Origin of the sequence: Polynucleobacter sp. MWH-Adler-W8 (assembly GCF_001889925.1) — a bacterium.
GTDB lineage: Bacteria > Pseudomonadota > Gammaproteobacteria > Burkholderiales > Burkholderiaceae > Polynucleobacter.
The window spans coordinates 64,582-82,177 of the sequence record NZ_LZFI01000001.1; the positions used below are offsets into that span (position 1 = coordinate 64,582).

Sequence of the window (17,596 nt, forward strand, 5' to 3'; positions counted from 1 at the left end):
ATGTCAACCATACGCGTCGATGTAGTGAGTGCTGAGCAGTCTATTTTCAGCGGGGAAGCCAAGTTTGTTGCACTTCCTGGCGAAAGTGGAGAGCTCGGCATTTTGCGCGGCCACACTCCTTTGATTACACGTATTCGTCCAGGCTCAGTTCGTATTGAAAAAGCTGATGGTGATGAAGAGTTTGTTTTCGTAGCAGGTGGCTATTTAGAAGTTCAGTCAGATAGCGTTACTGTTTTAGCGGATACCGCTATTCGCGGACACGATCTTGATGAAGCTAAAGCGATTGAAGCTAAGAAACGTGCTGAAGAAGCGATGCAAAACCGTGGCACTGATTTTGATTTGGCTTTGGCTCAATCTGAGTTTGCAATGGCGGCTGCACAGCTAGCTGCAATTGCTCGTTTCCGTCGTAAAAAGTAATAGCCGGTCATCTCCTTGCTGTTAAATGATCGGTTTTTAAAGGCCTGCTTGGGCGAAGCGGTTGATCAAACACCGCTTTGGCTCATGCGTCAAGCCGGCCGATACCTCCCCGAGTACAACGCTACTCGCGCCAGAGCTGGAAGTTTTTTAGGGCTCGCAAAAAATCCTGCATATGCGACTGAAGTAACCCTTCAGCCTTTAGATCGCTATCCGTTGGATGCGGCGATTTTGTTCTCCGATATTTTGACAATCCCTGATGCCATGGGATTGGGATTGAAATTTACTGCTGGTGAAGGCCCAAGCTTTGAGCATCCTCTTCGCACTGAAGAGGCAGTTAAGAAATTGCGTGTGGCCGATATGGATCAGCTCAAATATGTATTTGATGCGGTTTCAGAAATTCGGAAAGCATTGATACAGGATGGCAAGCAGCGTGTTCCATTAATTGGTTTCTCGGGAAGCCCGTGGACATTGGCGTGCTATATGGTTGATGGTTCAAGTGCCGATGATTTTCGTCATGCCAAAACGATGATGTTTAGTCGTCCTGACTTGATGCAGCATATCCTTGATATTAATGCTCAGTCAGTGGCAGCCTATTTGATAGAGCAAGTTAATGCAGGCGCTCAAGCTTTGATGATTTTTGATACTTGGGGTGGAATGCTGCCAGATGGCTGGTATCAAAAAATGTCTCTGGCCTCAATGCAAAAAGTGATTTCTTTATTGCCACGCGAACATGAAGGCAGAAAAATTCCAGTAATCATGTTTACCAAAGGCGGCGGGATTTGGTTGAACGATATGGCGCAAGTTGGTGCTGATGTTATTGCCATTGATTGGACAATGTCGCTGAGTCGCGCACGCAAACAATTGCTGGCATTGAACAAGCCATTAGCATTGCAAGGTAATTTAGACCCGCTTATTCTGTTCTCAGAGCCAAAACAAATTGCGCAGCAAGCAAACCTCCTGCTTGAGGATTTGGCGAGTGCTCCAGCCCTTAAATCGGGCTTACATCCTCTAGACGGACATGTCTTTAACCTAGGGCATGGGATTTCTCAATTTACCCCTCCTGAAAGTGTTACGGCTCTCGCCGAAGCGGTCATTGAGCGCTCAAGGGCTCTCAGGACAAAGTCGTAATACTGAGTGATTGCTAACTTGCCGCTAGGATTTTTGGCGAAAGTTATGCACAGATAGCGGGAAAATTCGAAATTCAGTGAGATTGCGAATAAAGATGAAAATTCACTTTCGAATATCTTTGTAAGTTACTGATTTATATAAATAATTACTAAAAAGCTTTAAAAGGGTGCAGAATCCGAAAGCTGATAAATTAGCTTATAAATCAGAATCCTCGGATGATATCCACAGACTTATCCACAAGCAAACTAGAGATTTGAAGTAAATCATGCCCCCTCCAATCGTTGTCCAAGTTGTTGTTGATAAGCCCCTTGCCCAGGGCTTTGACTACTTGTGGGACGAAGAGGCATTAGGGTGCGACCCACAAGTGGGGGCAATAGTTGAGGTTCCCTTTGGGCACAGCTCACTGGTGGGATTGGTAATTAAAGTAAGTGCTCACTCAGATTATGAACTTGATAAATTAAAAGGGGTAAGCAAGATTGCGCCCCTTCCCCCCTTGGACCCTGCAATATTGAAGTTAATGAACTTTGCCAGCCAGTATTACATTCATGCGCTAGGCGAGACCATTATTCCCACCATTCCACAGATGTGGAAAAAGCCTGATGATTGGGAAAAGATCCCCAAGAAATTAGCTGCAGATCAAGAAAAGCAAAAGAAAAAAAACAAGCTAGAGGCCGTTGAGGGATTTGTTGATGAGGCCCAGCTGAACGATGGTCAAAAACTCGCCTTAGAAAAATTACGCACTATTCCTTCGGGAGAATTCAAAGCAATACTGTTGCAGGGACAAACTGGTAGTGGAAAGACTGCTGTATTTTTAAATTGGTTGAGTGGTATTTTGGAGGATGCGAGTGCACAAGTATTGCTCTTGGTCCCTGAAATTAATTTAACGCCACAGTTGGAGCGCAGAGTGCGCGCTTATTTTCCAGATAAAAAAATGGTGGTGCTTCATAGCGGTGTCAGTGAGAAAGTAAGAGGCATTGCTTGGTATGAGGCGATGACTGGTCAGGCCCAAATTATTTTGGGAACAAGATTGGCTGCATTAACCCCCCTTCCTAATCTACGCGCCATTGTTGTGGATGAAGAGCATGATCCATCTTATAAACAGCAAGATGGTATTCGTTACTCCGCAAGGGATCTTGCGATATGGCGTGCCCACGACCTTAAGATACCGATCTTATTGGCCTCTGCTACACCATCGCTTGAGACTTGGATGGCTGCCAGGGCTGGTCGTTATGAATATATTCGCCTAGATCAGCGCGCTCAAGGCGCAAGTTTGCCAAAAGTGCATTTGATCAATACGCGCGATCCACAAACGCAATTTAGTCCGGGTGATATAGAGAAGCCAAAATCCAAAAGCCTGATTACTAAAACCCTTGCGAATGCGGTTAGTCAGAATCTAGAAAATAAGCAGCAAAGCTTAATACTGATCAACCGACGAGGTTATGCTCCAGTGCTTAGCTGTGGCGCTTGCTCATGGCTCTCAAGATGCGAGCAATGCAGCTCCTATATGGTGCTGCATAAAGCTGGAGCATTAAGCAGGAAATCAGTTTTAAGTTGCCACCATTGCGGCTTGGTTAAATCGATTCCAAACCATTGCCCTGATTGTGGCAATGCCGACTTGAAGACCTTGGGACAGGGAACTCAAAAGATTGAAGATGCTATTGAGGAGATGTGGCCGGCTGCAAGAGTGCTGCGAGTCGATACAGACTCCAGCAGAAAGAGTAAGGGTGCCGAAGAGCTCTTTCAGGAAATTCACGAAGGCAATGTCGATATTGTGGTTGGGACCCAGATGATTGCCAAGGGGCACGATTACCAAAATATTGGCTTAGTAGCTGTATTGGATGCTGACAGCAGATTGTTTTCTCAAGATTTTAGGGCTGCAGAGCGATTATTTGCACAGCTAGTTCAGGTTGCAGGACGGGCTGGGCGATCCAATAAGGATGGTGAAGCAGGCGGCGCTATTTATATTGAAACCCAGTTCCCAGAATCTGCGGTTTTTCAGTTTTTACTGCGCCATGACGTAGATGGGTTTTTAAGCTTTACGGCCAATGAAAGAAAAGAAGCGGGTTTGCCGCCATTTGCCTATCAGGCTCTCATCCATGCTGAGGCTAAAAGTTTAGATAAAGCAATTCAGTTTTTGAGTGGTTTGAAAGGATATTTAAAGTCTCGGGGCCACATCAATAAAGGCCTCAGAGTCTATGATCCAGTACCTAAGGCGATGATGCGAGTAGCTGGATCGGAGCGCGCTCAACTTCTGGTGGAGTCTGATGATCGAAAAACCCTGCAAGAAATCTTAGAGGCGATGGATCTTTATTTGCGGGAGAACTCTCAGGGGCGCATTAGTAAAGAAGGGCGCATTCGTTGGTTAATTGAGCGCGACCCTATTTCAATCTGATTGATTTCAGATATCAGGCGCCAGGGCCCGCGTTATATATTTCTGGGGTCAGGAGTTGATTGAGTTCTTCGTTAAGAATTTCATCGGAGGCGGGTTTGATTTTGAATAGCCAAACACCGTATGGATTTTCATTGACGATCTCGGGTGATGCATCCACTGCTTCATTGAGGGCAACAATCTCACCGCTTACTGGCGCATGAATATCACTGGCCGCCTTCACTGACTCAATAACGGCAATAGCCTCCCCCTGCTTTACTTGTTGCCCAAGCTTTGGGGCCTGAAAGAACATCACATCGCCTAGCGCCTCTTGCGCATGATTACTAATACCAACCCACACTAAGCCATCATTTTCCTGATCGGCCCATTCGTGAGTTTCTGCAAATTTAAATGTATCTTGGCTATTCATTGTTTTATCCTTTAGGTGCATTTTATGCCGACTCCCCTAAACTAGCTTTCCCCAATGATTCACTTAACTATTTGTACGTATGCCAATTAAATTAGGAATTGTTCCTGTTACTCCGTATGAGCAAAATTGCTCGATTTTGGTTTGCCAGGAGACTGGCGATGCTGCTGTCGTTGATCCTGGCGGGGATATTGAAAAGATCCTTGAGGGCGTTAAGCAGATGGGTGGCAAGGTTAAAAAGATATTACTGACGCATGGACATTTAGATCACTGCGCGGCCGCCAAAGACTTGGCTGATCAGCTTGGTGTGCCTATTGAGGGGCCACAAGAAGAGGAGCGTTTTTGGATTGATCAGCTGCCAGAACAAACAGTTCGTTTTGGTTTTGGGCATGCCAAAGTTTTCGAGCCTGATCGTTGGTTAAATAATGGCGATCATGTGCAGGTGGGAAATATTGATCTAGAGGTATTTCATTGCCCTGGTCACACACCTGGTCACGTTGTATTTTTTGACAAAGAAGATCGTCTTGCAATTGTGGGCGATGTTTTATTCGCGGGCTCAATTGGCAGAACTGATTTTCCGCGTGGTAATCATGCAGATTTAATTAATGCGATTAAAACCAAATTGTGGCCCTTGGGAGATGATGTACAGTTTGTTCCTGGTCACGGACCAATGTCGACGTTTGGTCAAGAGCGCAAAACGAACCCCTATGTGGGAGATGGCGCGTAGCTAATTAATGAATCTAGCTATTTGAACTACAAGTGAGTAATTAGGTTTTTGCTGAACCGGTACGATGCGTACGGTTGTAGAGGCAACTTGCGCAAATCCAACGTTGTTTGCGATTGCTTGTCGGAATCCATGTGCCACCCTCAAGTCGTTTTTCACGGCTGCAAGAAGAGCAAAATTTCAGGCTCTGGGAGGTTTCTTGGGTAGCTGCTGGAGTCGATGTAGTCATGGGTAATCCGGGTAAGGCAAATCTTATACAGAGATCTATTTTACCCGTTTTGTCCCGCTGGGGCTGGGGTTAGCACAACCCGAACCGAATCAGCCGTTTTGTTGCCGTCAAAATCTAACCAGGCCTTGTTTTCAAAGTCATAGAGCTTGCACTTACGCGCAGTATCAAAATACCAGCCCCAAGAGAACTTTTGCACAAAAATACGGTCTGGAAGGATCGTTTCTAGGGTCTGTTGGGCCTCTGGCAGGCGATAAAGCGGTACGCTCATATCCACATGGTGCGCAGTGTGCTCCATGATGTGGTGCATCAATTTGCCCCAAATCCAGTTAAAAGTCAGGTGAACGGTTGTGGATACAAACGGCTGGGCGCGTAACCACTCCGATTTCTTGTCATACCAAGAGACTTTTGGATGGGTGTGGTGCACGTAAACCACAAATCCAATCATGCCGTTCCAGAACAAGAATGGCACTGCAAAGCCAGTGATCAAGCCAATCCAAATAGATTGCCCGGTAGCAATGGCCCCAGCAATTAAGCAGCCAATCCAAACGATTGCAAATGCGGTAACAAGCAAATTGTCTTTTAAGAAAATGGGACGATCACCAGGTTTGTTTTTTGCATTTGGGAAGTACTCACGTCTCCACCAAATTTCAATGAGGTAATAAAAAACAGGGCCCCAGCCGCTACGGTAAAGGCGCTCTAGAGCCTTACGCAACGGGGGAAGTGCGTCGTATTCTGATTTTGATAGGGGTGCCCATACAAAATCAAAACCCTTTAGATTGGTTTGACCGTGATGTACAACGTTATGACCAACATCCCACAAGCTATATGGTGTGAGAGATGGCAAGAACGCAATACGACCTAACACTTTGTTCAGTTCGCGATTGGGTGTGTAACTTTGATGGCAAGCATCGTGACCCAATATAAAGATGCGACCTGTTACAAAACCGGCAATCAAACCAAAAACAATTTTGAGCAACACGCTCTCTACGAAGATTGTTCCTGCGATACAGCCAAGCCAGAGGAAGGCATCAATTGCTAGGAGCATGATTGCGCGCCCAGTTTCGCCCTGTGCCATCGGGATTAGCCAGCTTCGAATGATTTTTCGATGCGGTAATGGCGCCTCTGGGTGCAAAGGATTAGTTAGGGAAGGCTCTGAAAGGGCGGTATTTAGATGTGTAGACACGATAAGAATCAATAAGTTAGGTGCAAATGATAGCGGTTTTCGCAATTTCACGCATGATGTAGGTCAAAAACCCCTTGATTTTTGGCGCGCCCGGCAGGAATCGAACCTGCGACCCTTGGCTTCGGAGGCCAATACTCTATCCACTGAGCTACGGGCGCTAGTGGAAAAACTGGTTACCCCTCTATTGTAAGTGTCTATAACCCTTCTCTCTAGTTATAATCTCGACAAAACAACCCTGAAACCCGTCAAACGATAAATTCTTATGAGCAACGAGCACGGAAGTCTAATTAAGTCCCCAAAACAACTCATCATCATGGTGTTCGCAAGCTTTTTCGTGCCACTCATCATCATTTTGTTATTAATGGTGTTTGTGAACAATGGCAAGCGCGCAGATTCATCTGCATCTGCCGATCAAATTATTAAGCCAGTGGGGCAACTCAATTTTAAAGATGCTAGCGAGCCTGCGGCTCCTGCTACTAGCGCCAAATAAGTCTTTAGCGCATATTTAAAAGCTGGCCTTGTGCCAGCTTTTTTATTTTCATTTATTCACTCTTTGCATCTAAGGCAACTTGATAGGCTTCTTTTTTTGTGAGGCCTAAAGTTTGCGAAAGAACGGCAGCAATTTCTTTGCTCCCCATATAAGGGCTCAGCGCATTAGCCCACAACAAGAGAGCTGAATGCTCTGGAGTCTCATCGCTATTGGCTGATCGCCCTGCAACCACGATGACAAATTCACCCTTAAGGCTCTCTGCCACCTCTAGCCAGTGAGTAACGTCTTGCGCTTGAAGTGGCACTAGTTGCTCAAATTTTTTGGTTAACTCACGGCAGACTAAAAGCTGACGATCAGCCTCTAAATTTTTTGCAAGCAATGCAAGTGTTTCTTTAATGTGGTGCGGAGACTCGAAAAAGATGCTTGCCTTTTTGCTGCTGGAGATATCGTGCAGCAGAGCATCACGCTCTTTAGTTTTATTGGGCCAAAAACCTAAAAACTGAAAGCGTCCTTCCGAGTGATGCATCACTGAGCCGGCTGCTGAGATGGCGCTTGATACAGCGCTTGCGCCCGGAATGGGAATTACTCTTAGCCCTGCTTTTTGAACCTCATTTACCAGCTTTGCCCCTGGGTCCGAGACTCCCGGGGTTCCGGCATCTGAAATATAAGCCCAGCGCTCATTGTTCAAAAGGTGTTGTATGACTGTTTGAGCGCCGCCAATTTCATTGTGTTCGTGCAACGCTAAACATTTTTTATGAATGCCAAATTGTTGGAGTAATGCCGCACTATGTCTGGTGTCTTCACAAGCAATCCCATCGACTGAATTGAGAACATGCAGGGCGCGTAAAGTAATGTCGCCCAAATTGCCGATAGGTGTCGCAACCATATACAGAGCTCCTACAGGTAAATCCTGCTGCTTTAAGAAATCGAAAGAGCTAAGTTCCATGGGGGCTGCCTGCAAAAAGTTAAACAATTAGTAAGAGGATACGTTGCTTTTGGGATAAGCTGATTGCTACTGAAATTAGGACATCTTTGGCGCATAATATTGTTATGGAAAAAGATATCAACGAACGTTTGCGTCTGCGTGCCTCCCAGCATTTTCTGGACAGCATTGCCGTGAAACAAGAGGCTGAAAAACTGCTCCCCGAATCTGTTGCTAGGGGCGTACTGGCGATGGTCGATTGTTTGCGTGCCGGCGGTAAGATCATGGCCTGTGGCAATGGTGGTTCTGCAGCCGATGCGCAGCACTTTGCAGCAGAGCTCGTTGGTCGTTTTGAAAGGGAGCGCCAAGAGTTGGCTGCAATTGCTTTGACGACCGACACTTCAATTCTTACGGCCATTGGAAATGACTATAGCTACGATGAGATTTTTAGTAAGCAAGTTCGCGGTCTTGGGAAAAAAGGTGACATTCTGTTGGGTATTTCAACCTCAGGGAATTCGAAGAACGTGATTAAAGCCATTGAGGCTGCCAAAAAGCTCGGTATGAAAATTATTGCATTCACCGGCAATGGTGGCGGCAAGATAGCTCAGTTATTAGATAAAGATGATATTCACTTGTGCGCACCATCAACGCGTACAGCGCGCATTCAAGAAACGCATTTGGTTTTGCTGCATGCTTTATGTGATGGCGTAGATCATGTTTTGCTTGATTAAAAATTATTGATAGCTCACATTAGAAAACAGATCCATGAAAATTTTTTCCACGTTTAAATTACTTATTGTTTTACTCATAGTCACGCAGTTAACTGCGTGTGGGGTATTGGCTGTTGGCGGTGTTGCTGCTGGAGCAACAGTGCTCGCAGACCGTCGCACACCAGCCGTACAAGCAATCGATAAAGGAATTGAGTTAGAGGCAGAAAATGCGTTAGCAAAACGCTTTGGCGATAACGCACACATTAACGTGACTTCATTTAATCAAAAAGTATTGCTCACTGGCGAAGTGAAGGATGCTGATATTAAGGGTGAGGCAGGCGCTTATGTCAAGGCGATGAAAAATGCGCGAGCCGTGTTTAATGAATTGGTTATTGGACCCAACAGTAGCTACACATCACGTGCAAACGATTCTTATCTTGAATCTAAGATCAAAACACAAATGGTCTTTACAGATCAGTTGCCGTCAAACTCTATGGTTATAGTTGCAGAAAGTAGCAGCGTTTATCTTATGGGCATCTTGACTCAAAGTGAGGCTGACCTTGCTAAGAAAGTTGCGAGTAATGCAAATGGCGTAAAAGATGTTTACGTTTACTTTGACATCATTTCTGAAGAAGAAAAAGTGCGTCTAGAAAAGCAAGGCAAAGCAGATCAAACTCAACCTAGTAGCCCTCCAAAATTTCAATAATTTTTTCGTAGGTTGGTGATGTTTAAAAAGCGAGCGATTGTAAAAATAGTTTTTTTATTTACAGTGCTCGCTTATTTCTTGCCTACTGCGCAGGCGAATATTCAAGACGAGAATGCATTCGCACTTGCAAAACAAAATGCTTGCTTGGGCTGCCATGCAATCAATAAAAAAATTGTTGGCCCTAGTTTTCAAGCGGTGGCAGAAAAATATAAGAGCGACCCCAATGCTCAAGCATTTTTAAAAAATAAAATTGCTAAAGGAGGGTCTGGTTCTTGGGGCATTGTGCCTATGCCGGCCAACTCAAAATTGAGTGATGCGGATTTATCTACATTAACTAGCTGGATATTGCGTGGCGCACCCAACAAAAACTAAGGCTAGAAGTTAAGGCGCTAGACCGGGTCTTCCTAAGAGCCACCACCAGGCTTGATTAGAGCGTTTGAGGTTTTCTTTTAGGGCGTAGTCCATGCCAGCCCACTGCGCATTGGCAGCCTCTTCCACAATAGTCGCGGGATTTGCTGGGGGCAACTTAAGGCAAGCATCAGCATCGCCATAGGCGTATTCAACGGTCATCCCTGCCTTTTGAGCCAAATGCATCATGGCTTTGTTATTGGCAAGACAATGAACGTAAAGGGTTTCAATGCTGGTATTGCGTGAGTGAACGGCTGAGCGTTGTAACAACGCTGTGCCCAGGCCCTGGGAGCGCCCTTCTGGTAACACAGACACACCAAATTCAGCAGCTCGCGCCTCACCCTTATGCTCAGGCAAATAGGCTAGATGGGCCATACCAACTAGCTTCAGATCTAAATTGAAAACACCAAAAATGACATCCCGATTGAAATCAAGACCTTCTACATAGTGACGAATCACCTCATCAGGAGTCTGGGTGCCAAACCGTAGCCGCCTATCTTCATCATTTAGTTGTAGTAAATGATTCAATATTTCCCGTCTATATCCAGCGTGAAGTTCGCGAACGGGTACAGCCTGCCCAGCCATATAAGGGCTTGAAGGTAAGTGACTATTCGCTAATTTATTGTGCATAGCAATATTTTAGCAGGGATAGCTAAAAATTACAGGGTTTTCCCTAAGTTTGTTGCAAATAGGCCAAATCAGCATCAAAAAACAGCGTAATTTTTGGTTTGTTTAGGGCTAAACCTTAAAAAATAAGAAATTTCGAAAAAAAGTTGAAATTTTTTTCGAAATATAACCCATTGTTTTAATTGGATATATTTTTAAACTAAGAAAAAACTTAGCCTTTTTTAATTAAAAGAGTACGAAAGGTGTTGACGACCCTAAAAATGTGGGATATAGTCTCACCTCTCTGCTGAATGTTTTACGAAATACGAAAAACAAGTCAGCCCTCTTTAAAAATTAGTCAACCGATAATTGTGGGTACTAAGTGAAAGCATCCAGTCCTTCGGGACAGATGTAAATAAATAGTACTCATAGACAGTAAAAAGATTTGGTTTTATTACCAAGTCAATTTCTTGAATGAGTGCGACGATCCGCAAGGATCACAGGAATTGAACTGAAGAGTTTGATCCTGGCTCAGATTGAACGCTGGCGGCATGCCTTACACATGCAAGTCGAACGGCAGCACGGGTGCTTGCACCTGGTGGCGAGTGGCGAACGGGTGAGTAATACATCGGAACGTACCTTATCGTGGGGGATAACGCAGCGAAAGCTGTGCTAATACCGCATACGCCCTGAGGGGGAAAGCGGGGGATCGAAAGACCTCGCGCGATTAGAGCGGCCGATGCCTGATTAGCTTGTTGGTGGGGTAAAAGCCCACCAAGGCGACGATCAGTAGCTGGTCTGAGAGGACGATCAGCCACACTGGGACTGAGACACGGCCCAGACTCCTACGGGAGGCAGCAGTGGGGAATTTTGGACAATGGGGGAAACCCTGATCCAGCAATGCCGCGTGAGTGAAGAAGGCCTTCGGGTTGTAAAGCTCTTTTGTCAGGGAAGAAACACCGGCTCTAACACAGTCCGGGAATGACGGTACCTGAAGAATAAGCACCGGCTAACTACGTGCCAGCAGCCGCGGTAATACGTAGGGTGCAAGCGTTAATCGGAATTACTGGGCGTAAAGCGTGCGCAGGCGGTTATACAAGACAGGCGTGAAATCCCCGGGCTTAACCTGGGAATGGCGCCTGTGACTGTATAGCTAGAGTGTGTCAGAGGGGGGTAGAATTCCACGTGTAGCAGTGAAATGCGTAGATATGTGGAGGAATACCAATGGCGAAGGCAGCCCCCTGGGATAACACTGACGCTCATGCACGAAAGCGTGGGGAGCAAACAGGATTAGATACCCTGGTAGTCCACGCCCTAAACGATGCTGACTAGTTGTTCGGGATTTACATCCTGAGTAACGTAGCTAACGCGTGAAGTCAGCCGCCTGGGGAGTACGGTCGCAAGATTAAAACTCAAAGGAATTGACGGGGACCCGCACAAGCGGTGGATGATGTGGATTAATTCGATGCAACGCGAAAAACCTTACCTACCCTTGACATGTCACTAACGAAGTAGAGATACATTAGGTGCTCGTAAGAGAAAGTGAACACAGGTGCTGCATGGCTGTCGTCAGCTCGTGTCGTGAGATGTTGGGTTAAGTCCCGCAACGAGCGCAACCCTTGTCTTTAGTTGCTACGCAAGAGCACTCTAAAGAGACTGCCGGTGACAAACCGGAGGAAGGTGGGGATGACGTCAAGTCCTCATGGCCCTTATGGGTAGGGCTTCACACGTCATACAATGGTGCATACAGAGGGTTGCCAACCCGCGAGGGGGAGCTAATCTCAGAAAATGCATCGTAGTCCGGATCGTAGTCTGCAACTCGACTACGTGAAGCTGGAATCGCTAGTAATCGCGGATCAGAATGTCGCGGTGAATACGTTCCCGGGTCTTGTACACACCGCCCGTCATACCATGGGAGTGGGTTTTGCCAGAAGCCGTTAGCCTAACCGCAAGGAGGGCGACTGCCACGGCAGGGTTCATGACTGGGGTAAAGTCGTAACAAGGTAGCCGTATCGGAAGGTGCGGCTGGATCACCTCCTTTCTAGAGAAAAGATGCTGAATCCTAGTGCCCACACTTATCGGTTGACAATAAAAGCCACGGGTCTGTAGCTCAGCTGGTTAGAGCACTGTGTTGATAACGCAGGGGTCGTAGGTTCAAGTCCTACCAGACCCACCACCAGCCAGAAACAAGACTTAGTGGGACGTTGGGGGATTAGCTCAGCTGGGAGAGCACCTGCTTTGCAAGCAGGGGGTCGTCGGTTCGATCCCGTCATCCTCCACCATCATCTAAATGTCAAAACTAAGCGAATATTTAATCGTTTAGTTTTGCCATTTATGGCTGTTCTTTAAAAATTTGAGTAAGCAAAGTGTCAAATGTTTCTTTGAGAGGACATTTGACAATGTAATAAGGGTAAAGATTGAATCATCAATCAGTAATACAAACGAGTTTTACCAAGTTCTTAACAAAGTACTTACAGTTTGGATTACGGCAAACATGTCAGAAGTAGAAGTAAACCTGTAACAGGTGCTAGCAATGGTGCTCGTTATAGGATCAAGTGAATAAGTGCACATGATGGATGCCTTGGCGATTACAGGCGACGAAAGACGTTATAACCTGCGATAAGCCCCGGGGAGCTGGTAAATAAGCTTTGATCCGGGGATTTCTGAATGGGGAAACCCACCACTTTTGTGGTATCCATACCTGAATACATAGGGTATGAGAAGCGAACCTTGTGAACTGAAACATCTAAGTAGCAAGAGGAAAAGACATCAACCGAGATTCCCAGAGTAGTGGCGAGCGAAATGGGAAGAGCCTTCTAGTGATATCTCAGTAATTAACAGAATGGAATGGAAAGTCCAACAATAAAGGGTGATAGTCCCGTATGTGAAAATTATTGAGTGGTACTAGGCTAGAGACAAGTAGGGCGGGACACGTGAAATCCTGTCTGAATATGGGGGGACCATCCTCCAAGGCTAAATACTCGTAATCGACCGATAGTGAACAAGTACCGTGAGGGAAAGGCGAAAAGAACCCCGGGAGGGGAGTGAAATAGATCCTGAAATTGTGTGCATACAAACAGTAGGAGCCTCGTAAGGGGTGACTGCGTACCTTTTGTATAATGGGTCAGCGACTTACATTCAGTAGCAAGCTTAACCGAATAGGGAAGGCGTAGCGAAAGCGAGTCCGAATAGGGCGCTAGTTGCTGGGTGTAGACCCGAAACCAGTTGATCTATCCATGGCCAGGTTGAAGGTGCGGTAACACGTACTGGAGGACCGAACCCACTAACGTTGAAAAGTTAGGGGATGAGCTGTGGATAGGGGTGAAAGGCTAAACAAAACTGGAAATAGCTGGTTCTCTCCGAAAACTATTTAGGTAGTGCCTCGTGTATCACTGTAGGGGGTAGAGCACTGTCATGGTAGTGGGGTCCATTGCGGATTACTGCGCCATAGCAAACTCCGAATACCTACAAGTGCAAGCACGGGAGACAGACATCGGGTGCTAACGTCCGGTGTCAAGAGGGAAACAACCCAGACCGCCAGCTAAGGTCCCTAATATATGCTAAGTGGGAAACGAAGTGGGAAGGCTAAAACAGTCAGGAGGTTGGCTTAGAAGCAGCCATCCTTTAAAGAAAGCGTAATAGCTCACTGATCGAGTCGTCCTGCGCGGAAGATGTAACGGGGCTAAGCATATAACCGAAGCTGCGGATCACAGCAATGTGATGGTAGGAGAGCGTTCTGTAAGCCTGTGAAGGTGTCTTGTAAAGGATGCTGGAGGTATCAGAAGTGCGAATGCTGACATGAGTAGCGATAAAGGGGGTGAAAAGCCCCCTCGCCGTAAGCCCAAGGTTTCCTGTTCAACGTTCATCGGAACAGGGTGAGTCGGCCCCTAAGGCGAGGCAGAGATGCGTAGCTGATGGGAACAAGGTTAATATTCCTTGACCATTGTTAGATGCGATGGGGGGACGGATCGCGGAAAGTTGTCCGGGTGTTGGAAGTCCCGGTTCTTGCGTTGGAGATGGCTATTAGGTAAATCCGGTAGCGTAATTCAAGGGCGTGAGACGAGCGAATTTATTCGCGAAGCAATTGGAAGTGGTTCCAAGAAAAGCCTCTAAGCTTCAGTCTAACAAGACCGTACCGCAAACCGACACAGGTGGGCGAGATGAGTATTCTAAGGCGCTTGAGAGAACTCAGGAGAAGGAACTCGGCAAATTTGTACCGTAACTTCGGGATAAGGTACGCCCTGGTAGTTTGACCCTGTACAAGGGGAGGACGAAAGGGTTGCAATAAAAAGGTGGCTGCGACTGTTTAATAAAAACACAGCACTCTGCAAACACGAAAGTGGACGTATAGGGTGTGACGCCTGCCCGGTGCTGGAAGATTAAATGATGGGGTGCAAGCTCTTGATTGAAGTCCCAGTAAACGGCGGCCGTAACTATAACGGTCCTAAGGTAGCGAAATTCCTTGTCGGGTAAGTTCCGACCTGCACGAATGGCGTAACGATGGCCACACTGTCTCCTCCTGAGACTCAGCGAAGTTGAAATGTTTGTGATGATGCAATCTACCCGTGGCTAGACGGAAAGACCCCATGAACCTTTACTGTAGCTTTGCATTGGACTTTGAATCGGTCTGTGTAGGATAGGTGGGAGGCGTTGATAACAGGATGCTAGTTCTGTTGGAGCCAACCTTGAAATACCACCCTGATTTATTTGAGGTTCTAACCTTGGCCCGTTATCCGGGTCGGGAACAGTGCATGGTAGGCAGTTTGACTGGGGCGGTCTCCTCCCAAAGTGTAACGGAGGAGTACGAAGGTACGCTTGGTACGGTCGGACATCGTACCTAAAGTGCAATGGCAAAAGCGTGCTTAACTGCGAGACCGACAAGTCGAGCAGGTGCGAAAGCAGGTCATAGTGATCCGGTGGTTCTGTATGGAAGGGCCATCGCTCAACGGATAAAAGGTACTCTGGGGATAACAGGCTGATACCGCCCAAGAGTTCATATCGACGGCGGTGTTTGGCACCTCGATGTCGGCTCATCTCATCCTGGGGCTGTAGCCGGTCCCAAGGGTATGGCTGTTCGCCATTTAAAGAGGTACGTGAGCTGGGTTTAAAACGTCGTGAGACAGTTTGGTCCCTATCTGCCATGGGCGTTGGAGATTTGACGGGGGCTGCTCCTAGTACGAGAGGACCGGAGTGGACATTCCGCTGGTGTACCTGTTGTTTCGCCAGAAGCATCGCAGGGTAGCTATGAATGGAAGAGATAACCGCTGAAAGCATCTAAGCGGGAAACTTGCCTGAAGATGAGATCTCCCGTAGGTTTAACCTACATAAAGGGTCGTTGAAGACCACAACGTTGATAGGTCGGGTGTGGAAGTGCAGTAATGCATTAAGCTAACCGATACTAATTGCCCGTTAGGCTTGATCCTATAACCAGCACTATTGTGTTGGATGTTTGCCAGATTTAATCTGCATCCTTATTACATGCTTACTCAAATAGAGTTGTTGATTTAATCAGCAACTCGACCCTCTACGCCCGGTGACCATAGCAAGTTGGAACCACTCCTTCCCATCCCGAACAGGACAGTGAAACGACTTTACGCCGATGATAGTGCGGATTACCCGTGTGAAAGTAGGTAACTGCCGGGCACCAATGCGACGCCCAGACCCTCTTAGGTCTGGGCGTTTTTACTTGTGCAAAGCGTTTAGAGATATTGACAGAAACTCCATTTGGAGTCAGAATATTGGGTTCGCGGAGGGGTGTCCGAGCGGCTAAAGGAGGCAGACTGTAAATCTGTTGGCTATGCCTACGTAGGTTCGAATCCTACCCCCTCCACCAGATGTGCGGGATTAGTTTAATGGTAAAACAGCAGATTTCCAATCTTCGGTCAAGAGTTCGATTCTCTTATCCCGCTCCAGAATTTGTTGCATTAGATTTCGCCCATGTGGCTCAGTGGTAGAGCACTCCCTTGGTAAGGGAGAGGTCGGCAGTTCGATCCTGCCCATGGGCACCATGTTTGATTTTATTAATTGTGTATTTCGTGTTTGGTTTAAGAGTTAACTAAAGGCAGATTAAAAATGGCAAAAGAAAAATTCGAGCGGACAAAACCGCACGTAAACGTAGGCACCATCGGTCACGTTGACCACGGTAAAACTACATTGACAGCAGCAATTGCAACCGTGCTTTCTAAAGCATTCGGTGGCGAAGCTAAAGCATACGATCAGATCGATGCTGCTCCTGAAGAAAAAGCACGCGGTATTACGATTAATACAGCGCACGTTGAGTACGAGACAGCAAACCGTCACTACGCACACGTGGATTGCCCAGGACATGCTGACTACGTGAAGAACATGATTACTGGTGCTGCTCAGATGGACGGCGCTATTTTGGTTTGTTCTGCTGCTGACGGCCCAATGCCACAAACTCGTGAACACATCCTCTTGGCACGCCAAGTGGGTGTTCCTTACATCGTGGTGTTCTTGAACAAGTGCGACATGGTTGATGACGCTGAATTGTTAGAGCTCGTTGAAATGGAAGTTCGTGAGCTTTTATCTAAGTACAACTTCCCTGGCGATGACACACCAATCATTCAAGGTTCTGCTAAGTTAGCTTTAGAAGGCGACGAAGGCCCATTGGGTAAAGAAGCCATCATGAAATTGGCTGAAGCATTAGATACTTATATCCCAACTCCAGAGCGTGCTGTTGATGGTGCCTTCTTGATGCCAGTAGAAGACGTGTTCTCTATCTCCGGTCGCGGTACTGTTGTGACTGGTCGTATCGAGCGCGGTATCGTTAAAGTAGGCGAAGAGATCGAAATCATCGGTATCAAGCCAACACTCAAGACCACTTGTACTGGTGTTGAAATGTTCCGTAAATTGCTCGACCAAGGTCAAGCAGGCGATAACGTTGGTATCTTGTTACGCGGTACAAAACGTGAAGAAGTTGAGCGCGGCCAAGTATTGGCTAAGCCAGGTTCAATCACCCCACATACTCACTTTACAGCCGAGGTGTACATCTTGGGTAAAGACGAAGGTGGTCGTCATACACCATTCTTTAACAACTATCGTCCACAGTTTTACTTCCGCACAACGGACGTAACTGGTTCAATCGAGTTGCCAAAAGACAAAGAAATGGTCATGCCTGGCGATAACGTCACGATTACCGTAAAACTCATCGCGCCAATCGCGATGGAAGAAGGTTTACGTTTTGCGATCCGTGAAGGTGGCCGTACTGTTGGCGCCGGCGTGGTTGCAAAGATTTTGGCTTAAGTAGTAAGTTTTAAT

Annotated in this window: 14 protein-coding genes, 6 tRNA genes and 3 rRNA genes; 17 read left to right on the plus strand and 6 right to left on the minus strand. The window is 46.7% G+C overall.

The features are described 5' to 3' along the window. The 3 genes from AOC28_RS00320 (at position 1) to priA (ending at position 3,937) form a co-directional block, all read left to right on the plus strand. Entirely contained in the window at positions 1–417 is a 417-nt protein-coding gene (locus tag AOC28_RS00320; protein ID WP_072582053.1) for a F0F1 ATP synthase subunit epsilon, read from the plus strand. A 9-nt stretch (positions 418–426) separates the two neighbouring features. Further along, complete coding sequence (gene hemE, locus AOC28_RS00325; RefSeq protein ID WP_072582054.1) at positions 427–1,545, plus strand: uroporphyrinogen decarboxylase; 1,119 nt, start codon at positions 427–429, stop codon at positions 1,543–1,545. Between the two features lie 265 nt (positions 1,546–1,810). Further along, on the plus strand, positions 1,811–3,937 hold the full coding sequence (gene priA, locus AOC28_RS00330) for a primosomal protein N' (protein ID WP_072582055.1): 2,127 nt from the start codon (positions 1,811–1,813) through the stop codon (positions 3,935–3,937). 13 nt (positions 3,938–3,950) lie between these two features. Here priA and gcvH read toward each other — a convergent pair whose 3' ends face one another. Continuing rightward, the gene (gcvH, locus tag AOC28_RS00335; protein ID WP_072582056.1) at positions 3,951–4,343 is read right to left on the minus strand and encodes a glycine cleavage system protein GcvH; all 393 of its coding nucleotides are present in this window, start codon (positions 4,341–4,343) and stop codon (positions 3,951–3,953) included. 85 nt (positions 4,344–4,428) lie between these two features. Here gcvH and AOC28_RS00340 point away from each other — a divergent pair, with 85 nt between their 5' ends. After that, on the plus strand, positions 4,429–5,067 hold the full coding sequence (locus tag AOC28_RS00340) for an MBL fold metallo-hydrolase (RefSeq protein ID WP_071464409.1): 639 nt from the start codon (positions 4,429–4,431) through the stop codon (positions 5,065–5,067). Between the two features lie 40 nt (positions 5,068–5,107). Here AOC28_RS00340 and AOC28_RS11285 read toward each other — a convergent pair whose 3' ends face one another. From AOC28_RS11285 to AOC28_RS00350, 3 genes are all read right to left on the minus strand, one after another. Continuing rightward, a complete protein-coding gene (locus AOC28_RS11285; protein WP_041396810.1) occupies positions 5,108–5,293 on the minus strand; it encodes a hypothetical protein in 186 nt (61 codons plus the stop codon). Between the two features lie 40 nt (positions 5,294–5,333). Next, on the minus strand, positions 5,334–6,476 hold the full coding sequence (locus AOC28_RS00345; RefSeq protein WP_071464410.1) for a fatty acid desaturase: 1,143 nt from the start codon (positions 6,474–6,476) through the stop codon (positions 5,334–5,336). An 82-nt stretch (positions 6,477–6,558) separates the two neighbouring features. Then, positions 6,559–6,634: transfer RNA gene (locus tag AOC28_RS00350), tRNA-Arg, on the minus strand. Between the two features lie 104 nt (positions 6,635–6,738). On the opposite strand from AOC28_RS00350, the gene AOC28_RS00355 reads away from it, so the two are divergent. Then, positions 6,739–6,966 (plus strand): hypothetical protein, encoded by a 228-nt coding sequence (locus AOC28_RS00355; protein ID WP_236638845.1) that lies wholly within the window; start codon positions 6,739–6,741, stop codon positions 6,964–6,966. A 52-nt stretch (positions 6,967–7,018) separates the two neighbouring features. Here the strand turns inward: AOC28_RS00355 and rsmI are convergent, their stop codons facing one another. Beyond that, positions 7,019–7,912 carry a 16S rRNA (cytidine(1402)-2'-O)-methyltransferase gene (gene rsmI, locus AOC28_RS00360; RefSeq protein ID WP_071464425.1) on the minus strand — a complete coding sequence of 298 codons (894 nt, stop codon included), beginning with the start codon at positions 7,910–7,912 and terminating at the stop codon, positions 7,019–7,021. Between the two features lie 104 nt (positions 7,913–8,016). Between rsmI and AOC28_RS00365 the strand changes: the two genes are divergently transcribed. From AOC28_RS00365 to AOC28_RS00375, 3 genes are read left to right on the plus strand one after another with little or no spacing between them, the layout of a single operon-like run. Next, a complete protein-coding gene (locus AOC28_RS00365) occupies positions 8,017–8,619 on the plus strand; it encodes a phosphoheptose isomerase (protein ID WP_071464426.1) in 603 nt (200 codons plus the stop codon). 34 nt (positions 8,620–8,653) lie between these two features. Then, entirely contained in the window at positions 8,654–9,304 is a 651-nt protein-coding gene (locus tag AOC28_RS00370) for a BON domain-containing protein (RefSeq protein WP_072582057.1), read from the plus strand. An 18-nt stretch (positions 9,305–9,322) separates the two neighbouring features. Then, complete coding sequence (locus AOC28_RS00375; RefSeq protein WP_071464428.1) at positions 9,323–9,676, plus strand: c-type cytochrome; 354 nt, start codon at positions 9,323–9,325, stop codon at positions 9,674–9,676. Between the two features lie 9 nt (positions 9,677–9,685). Here AOC28_RS00375 and AOC28_RS00380 read toward each other — a convergent pair whose 3' ends face one another. Next, positions 9,686–10,342 (minus strand): GNAT family N-acetyltransferase, encoded by a 657-nt coding sequence (locus AOC28_RS00380; RefSeq protein ID WP_072582058.1) that lies wholly within the window; start codon positions 10,340–10,342, stop codon positions 9,686–9,688. Between the two features lie 484 nt (positions 10,343–10,826). Here AOC28_RS00380 and AOC28_RS00385 point away from each other — a divergent pair. From AOC28_RS00385 to tuf, 9 genes are all read left to right on the plus strand, one after another. Next, positions 10,827–12,359, plus strand: a 16S ribosomal RNA gene (locus AOC28_RS00385). A gap of 58 nt (positions 12,360–12,417) precedes the next feature. After that, a tRNA-Ile gene (locus tag AOC28_RS00390) sits at positions 12,418–12,494 on the plus strand. A gap of 30 nt (positions 12,495–12,524) precedes the next feature. After that, a tRNA-Ala gene (locus AOC28_RS00395) sits at positions 12,525–12,600 on the plus strand. Positions 12,601–12,867: 267 nt separating this feature from the next. Further along, positions 12,868–15,741 (plus strand): 23S ribosomal RNA (locus tag AOC28_RS00400). Positions 15,742–15,847: 106 nt separating this feature from the next. Further along, positions 15,848–15,961: ribosomal RNA gene (gene rrf / locus AOC28_RS00405) — 5S ribosomal RNA — on the plus strand. Together the 16S, 23S and 5S rRNA genes with 5 tRNA genes alongside form the textbook arrangement of a ribosomal RNA operon. A gap of 105 nt (positions 15,962–16,066) precedes the next feature. Continuing rightward, a tRNA-Tyr gene (locus tag AOC28_RS00410) sits at positions 16,067–16,151 on the plus strand. Between the two features lie 5 nt (positions 16,152–16,156). Continuing rightward, a tRNA-Gly gene (locus AOC28_RS00415) sits at positions 16,157–16,230 on the plus strand. A gap of 21 nt (positions 16,231–16,251) precedes the next feature. Continuing rightward, positions 16,252–16,326: transfer RNA gene (locus AOC28_RS00420), tRNA-Thr, on the plus strand. A gap of 64 nt (positions 16,327–16,390) precedes the next feature. Beyond that, positions 16,391–17,581 (plus strand): elongation factor Tu, encoded by a 1,191-nt coding sequence (gene tuf, locus AOC28_RS00425; RefSeq protein ID WP_071464430.1) that lies wholly within the window; start codon positions 16,391–16,393, stop codon positions 17,579–17,581. Positions 17,582–17,596: the final 15 nt, after the last annotated feature.

Bases quoted from the DNA above. Each gene is read 5' to 3' on its own strand.
- AOC28_RS00320 (WP_072582053.1), top strand. From the start codon at position 1: ATGTCAACCATACGCGTCGATGTAGTGAGTGCTGAGCAGTCTATTTTC.
- priA (WP_072582055.1), top strand. From the start codon at position 1,811: ATGCCCCCTCCAATCGTTGTCCAAGTTGTTGTTGATAAGCCCCTTGCC.
- gcvH (WP_072582056.1), bottom strand. From the start codon at position 4,343: ATGAATAGCCAAGATACATTTAAATTTGCAGAAACTCACGAATGGGCC.
- AOC28_RS11285 (WP_041396810.1), bottom strand. From the start codon at position 5,293: ATGACTACATCGACTCCAGCAGCTACCCAAGAAACCTCCCAGAGCCTG.
- AOC28_RS00355 (WP_236638845.1), top strand. From the start codon at position 6,739: ATGAGCAACGAGCACGGAAGTCTAATTAAGTCCCCAAAACAACTCATC.
- rsmI (WP_071464425.1), bottom strand. From the start codon at position 7,912: ATGGAACTTAGCTCTTTCGATTTCTTAAAGCAGCAGGATTTACCTGTA.
- AOC28_RS00365 (WP_071464426.1), top strand. From the start codon at position 8,017: ATGGAAAAAGATATCAACGAACGTTTGCGTCTGCGTGCCTCCCAGCAT.
- AOC28_RS00370 (WP_072582057.1), top strand. From the start codon at position 8,654: ATGAAAATTTTTTCCACGTTTAAATTACTTATTGTTTTACTCATAGTC.
- AOC28_RS00375 (WP_071464428.1), top strand. From the start codon at position 9,323: ATGTTTAAAAAGCGAGCGATTGTAAAAATAGTTTTTTTATTTACAGTG.
- AOC28_RS00380 (WP_072582058.1), bottom strand. From the start codon at position 10,342: ATGCACAATAAATTAGCGAATAGTCACTTACCTTCAAGCCCTTATATG.
- tuf (WP_071464430.1), top strand. From the start codon at position 16,391: ATGGCAAAAGAAAAATTCGAGCGGACAAAACCGCACGTAAACGTAGGC.